At 70.7% G+C, this 5,342-nt stretch carries 5 protein-coding genes; 2 read left to right on the top strand and 3 right to left on the bottom strand.

Annotation, left to right across the window (positions count from 1 at the left end; genetic code table 11):
* On the top strand, nt 1-787 hold a 787-nt coding region (locus tag KBX53_RS21070), incomplete at its 5' end, for a hypothetical protein (protein ID WP_247675969.1).
* Between the two features lie 364 nt (nt 788-1,151).
* On the opposite strand, the gene KBX53_RS21075 is transcribed toward KBX53_RS21070, so the two are convergent.
* Nucleotides 1,152-2,447 (bottom strand): MFS transporter, encoded by a 1,296-nt coding sequence (locus KBX53_RS21075; RefSeq protein WP_030329689.1) that lies wholly within the window; start codon nt 2,445-2,447, stop codon nt 1,152-1,154.
* A gap of 74 nt (nt 2,448-2,521) precedes the next feature.
* Nucleotides 2,522-3,796: an MFS transporter gene (locus KBX53_RS21080; protein ID WP_030329690.1), complete on the bottom strand. Its 1,275-nt coding sequence runs from the start codon at nt 3,794-3,796 to the stop codon at nt 2,522-2,524.
* Between the two features lie 152 nt (nt 3,797-3,948).
* On the opposite strand from KBX53_RS21080, the gene KBX53_RS21085 reads away from it, so the two are divergent.
* A complete protein-coding gene (locus tag KBX53_RS21085) occupies nt 3,949-4,716 on the top strand; it encodes a phosphoglyceromutase (RefSeq protein ID WP_030329691.1) in 768 nt (255 codons plus the stop codon).
* 63 nt (nt 4,717-4,779) lie between these two features.
* Here KBX53_RS21085 and phoU read toward each other — a convergent pair.
* A partial coding sequence (gene phoU / locus KBX53_RS21090; RefSeq protein ID WP_210861180.1) for a phosphate signaling complex protein PhoU occupies nt 4,780-5,342 on the bottom strand: 563 nt, incomplete at its 5' end.

A 5,342-nucleotide genomic window follows, 5' to 3' on the forward strand; every position in this document is an offset into this window, starting at 1 on the left:
GGCGGCCGCGAAGAGGGCACCGGCGAAGAAGGCGACCGCGAGGAAGACGACGACGGCGGCGACGTCGACCGCCGCGCGTAAGACCGCGACCGCGAGCAGGACGACCGCCGCCCGTAAGACCGCGGCGGCACGCAAGACCGCGGCAGCGCGGAAGACCACGGCGGCCCGTAAGACAGCGACGGCGCGTACGGCGCCCGCGCGGAAGGCGCCGGCGAAAAAGGCACCGGCGCGGCCGGCGGCGAAGCGTGCGGCGCCGGCCAAGAGCGCGGCGGCGAAGCGTGCGGCGCCGGCCAAGAGCGCGACCAAGCGCACGGCAGCGGCCAAGAGCACGGCGGCCAAGCGCACGGCGCCGGCCAGGAGCACGGCGGCCAAGCGCACGTTCACGCAGTCGACCGGTGGCGGCACGGCGGCCGGCGGGATTCGGACCGGACGGGGTACGGGTCGGTCGGTCCGCAGTTCGCAGGTGATCTCGTCGACCATGGACCGGCCGGAGCGGCCGGGGCGGAGTCTGATCACGGCGAACCACGAGGTGATCAAGCGCTGGGCGCGGGACCGCGGGGCGAAGCCGGCGACCATCGCCGGCACGGAGCGGGATGGTCGGGCGGGGGTGTTGACCTTCAACATTCCCGGATACCGGGAAAGCAGCCGGATCCGCGAGATCACCTGGGATGAGTGGTTCTACACCTTTGACCTGCGGCGGCTGAACCTGATTTATCAGGAACAGTTGCGAGACGGCCGGCAGAGCAACTTCTTCCGGACCGAGTCACCCGATCGGGAAGACGGTTGAGGTGTTTGCGGGAATGGCCGGCGGGTAACCGGCTGTTGCCAACGGACGAGGCCGGAGCAGCGGATACTCGCCAGTTGTGACCGGCGAGACAGCCGTTCTGGGTTGAATCCAGAATCCGGGCGAACTAGCTTTATTGCACCGCGCCACGTTTGGAAACGTTCGGGGGAGCGGCGGATCGATCAGATCCGCGCACCAGACGAGGCGCGAGGGGACGGGTGGAATAACCGTTGGGGGACGGTTCCCACCTGTTTGGACCGGCGGCGTGAGCGGGCGATGCTTACGGGGGTGAGTGTTGCCCGCCGCCGCCGGCCCCGCCGGCGGGCGCCCACCACGACCTCAGGGACGTGGTGGGCGCTTTGCGTCGTTATCCGGTCGGTACGCGGTCTGCGGCGTTCTTCGGTTCCGGGTCGGTGACCCGGCGCAGGGCGGCCACGTGCCGTTCCCGGGGTGGTCCGGCGAGCAGGTGCCCGAGCGCTGCCAGCAGGCCCAGTCCACCCACGATCAGCCAGTGCCGGTCGCCGAGGTGCTGAAGGCTCACCCCGCCGAGGGTGGGCGCGACGAACGCCGCGGCCGGGAAGGTCAGGTAGAAGACCGACTGGTAGCGCGCCCGTAGCTGTGGTGGTGCCAGGTCGGCGTTGATCTGCGCGTTGGGCGGGGCAGCGAGCATCGAACCGACCGTCCAGATCACCGCGGCACCCAGGTAAATGGCCAGTTCGTCGGCGATGGCGAGCGCCCCGAAGCCGAGCGCGAGCAGCGCGGTGGAGGCGGCCAGCACGACGTCCTTGCGGTGCCGGTCGATCAGTCGGGGCACGAACAGCTGCCCGACCACGATCAGCGCGCCGCCGAGCGCCACCACCAGCCCGTACGCCGATGGCCCCAGGCCGTCCGCGCGCATCGCCAGCGGCATGATCGTCGACGTCTGCATGGTGAGTACGGCCAGCACGAAGGTGAGCCCGACGAAGACCAGGAAGGTGCGGTCGGTGAGCGCGGTGTGCAGTCCCGGTCGACGGACCCGGACGGACCTCGGTGCCGCGCGGGTGGCGGGCGGAAGGCCGGCCACCGGCTGGGCCAGTCGCAGGGTTTCCGGCACCTTCCAGGCGATCACGGCGGCGGCGGTGAGGGTGGCACCCGCGTCGACCAGGAACAGCGCCGTGAAGCTCGCCTCGGCCAGGATGCCGGCGAGCAGCGAGGCGACCGCCATGCCCAGGTTGAACGCCCAGAACTGGAGGTTGAACGCGCGCGAGCGGCGCTCGGCGGGCACCACGTCGACGATCGCGGCGACGAACGCGGGACTGGGCATCGAGTGGACCACGCCGATCAGCGCGGAGAGCACCGCGATCAGCAGCAGTGGCCGGGTGAAGGCGAGCGCCACCATCAGACCGACAGTGGCCAGGTGCGCGGCGAGCAGGGTTGCCCGGCGTCCCCAGCGGTCGGCGAGCACCCCGCCGAACAGGACGCCGGCCGCCCCACCGGCCCCGTACGCGCCGACCACGGTGCCGGCCAGACCTTCGCTCGCGCCGCGTACGTCGGTGAGGTAGAGCGACAGGAACAGCATGGCGAACGCGCCGGCCCGGTTGATCAGCAGGCCGGCCCAGAGGTACCAGAAGGTGGCGGGGAGCCCGCCTGCGGTGTCGTCCCACCAGCGCCGCAGGGCGTGCACCAGACCTCCCGACAGTTCAGACTGTTAACTGTTTCCACTGCACAGTAGGAAGTCCGGCCCCGACGCGCCAGCCGTTAAGCCTCGGCGGGCTGCGGCGCCCGGGTCGCGGTGGCCGGCGCCAGTGCCTCGCCGGAACGGCGCAGCGCGGTTGCCCGCCGCTCCCGGGCCGGGCCCGACACCAGGTGGGCGACAGCGGTCAGGAGGCCGAGCGCGGCGCAGCCGTACCAGAGCGTGTCGTTGCCGGCATGCTCGCGGACCAGGCCACCGAGGATCGGCGCGCTGGCCCCGGCGATCTGCCACGAGAGGGAGAACACGCCCTGGTAGCGCCCGCGTAGCTCGGCCGGGGAGAGTTCGGCGATCAGCGTGGAGTTGGAGGGCGAGTTCAGCATCTCGCCGACCGTCCAGATCAGCACTGTCAGCCCGTAGAACCAGGGGGTGCCGGCGAAGGCGGTCAGCCCGAACCCCACACCCATCACCACCGAGGCCAGCGCGAGCACGTGCGAGCGGCTCCGACCCCGGATCAGTCGGGGTACGAAGAGTTGGCCGACCACGATGAGGATGCCGTTGAGCGCGATCACCGAGCCGTAGGTGGCCGGGCTCAGACCGTCGTCGCCCATCGCGATCGGCAGCATCGAGATGTGCTGGAGGAACACCAGCGCGGCGAACAGGTTGAGCGCCACGAAGCCGAGGTAGACCCGGTCGGTGAGAATCGTGCGCAGGGCACCGCGCGGGGCGGCCCTCGTGGCGGTGGCGGGGCCGACCTGGCGGGTCTCCGGCACCTTGCTGAAGATGATCAGCGCGGTGATCAGCATGGTGGCCGCGTCGACCACGAACAGCAACAGGTAGTTGGCCTGCGCGGCGAGACCGGCGAGGACGGCGGCGCAGGCGAAGCCCAGGTTGATCGCCCAGTAGTTGAGCGAGAAGGCGCGCAGTCGGTCCTTCGCCGGCACCACGTCGATCATCATCGCCCCGAACGCGGGCCGGGCCGCCTCGGCGAACATGCCGAGCAGCAGCGCGCCCAGCGCCACCGCCCAGAGGTCCCGGGCCAGTCCGAGCGCGAGCATCATGGCCGCCGCGCCCACGTGCGCGGTGAGCAGCGTCGGTCGGCGGCCCCACCGGTCCGCGAGGGTGCCGCCGGCGGTGGTGCCGAACGCCCCACCGACGCCCCAGAGGCCGATCACCAGCCCGGCCTGGGAGGCCGAGAAGCCACGTTCCTGGGTCAGGTAGATCGCGAGGAAGACGAGGACGAACGAGCCGAGCCGGTTGATCAGGGTGCCCGACCACAGGTACCAGAAGGTGGTCGGTAGGCCGCCGGTGGTGTCCCGGAACCAACTCCGCATCGTCCGCATATGGCGCCCCGCTTGCAAGTAATGACCGATGTGACTGTTGCGCCTTACAACCCTAGTGGCGGGCGGATCTGCTGGTCACCCGCTTTTTCACGTGGTGGTCGTCACGACGGCTGCCCGCGTGTCCCCGCAGCGGTTGAGGCAGGATGATCCGCATGACTGCGAGCGAAGGGCCCACCATCGGGACGCTGGTCCTGCTGCGACACGGTGAGAGCGACTGGAATGCCAAGAACCTCTTCACCGGTTGGGTGGACGTCGACCTGACCGAGAAGGGCGAGGGTGAGGCGCGGCGCGGCGGCGAGCTGCTGCGCGAGCACAGCCTCCTGCCCGACGTCGTGCACACCAGCGTGATGCGTCGTGCGATCCGCACCGCCGAGCTGGCGCTCAACGCCGCCGACCGGCACTGGATCGCGGTGCGCCGGTCGTGGCGGCTCAATGAGCGGCACTACGGCGCCCTGCAGGGCAAGAACAAGAAGCAGACCCTCGACGAGTACGGCGAGGAGCAGTTCATGCTCTGGCGCCGGTCGTACGACACGCCGCCGCCGCCGATCGACGACAACGACGAGTGGTCGCAGGTGGGTGACCCTCGCTACGCGCTGCTGCCGACCGAGCTGATGCCGCGCACCGAGTGCCTCAAGGACGTCGTCGAGCGGATGCTGCCGTACTGGTACGACTCGATCGTGCCGGACATCCTGGCCGGCCGGACGGTGCTGGTGGCAGCGCACGGCAACTCGCTGCGTGCCCTCGTCAAGCACCTCGACCAGATCTCCGACGAGGCGATCGCGAAGCTGAACATCCCGACGGGCATCCCGCTGCGCTACGACCTCGACCCGCAGCTGCGCCCGCTGACCCTGGGCGGCACCTACCTCGACCCGACCGCCGCCAAGGCGGCGGCCGCGGCGGTGGCCAACCAGGGGCGCTGAGCTACCAGAAGGGGCCCCTCGTTCACCGCGCAGAGCGATGGCGAGGGGCCCCTTTCCGGTGCGTCAGTTGCCGCTGGGCGTGCTCTCCCCGGTGATCAGGTAGATCACGTGCTCGCCGGCGTTGACAGCGTGGTCGGCGAAGCGCTCGTAGAAGCGGCCCAGCAGGGTGGCGTCGATGGCCGTCTCCACCCCGTACGGCCAGTCGTCACCGAGCAGCACCGCGAACAGGTTCTTGTGCAGCTCGTCCATGGCGTCGTCGTCGCGGTCCAACTCACCGGCGAGGTCGGCGTCGGGCTTCGCCAGCACCGAACCGATCTTCACGGCCATCCGGTCGGCGATCTCGGACATCTCGGTGAAGACCGTCCGCAGCTCGGCCGGGACGGCCGGGGAGGGGTGCCGGCGCAGCGCGGTCTTCGCCACGTGCTCGGCCAGGTCGCCCATCCGCTCCAGATCGGCGGCCACGTGCAGCGCGGTGATCATCGCCCGGAGGTCGGAGGCGACCGGTGCCTGTCGGGCGAGCAGGTCGCAGACCCGCTCCTCGACGTGCCGGTAGAGGTCGTCGATCTCGGCGTCCCGCTCGATGACCGTCTCGGCGGCCTGCCGGTCGGCGGTGAGCAGGGCCCGGG

The organism is Micromonospora sp. M51, from assembly GCF_018070305.1.
Classification (GTDB): Bacteria; Actinomycetota; Actinomycetes; order Mycobacteriales; family Micromonosporaceae; genus Micromonospora; species Micromonospora parva.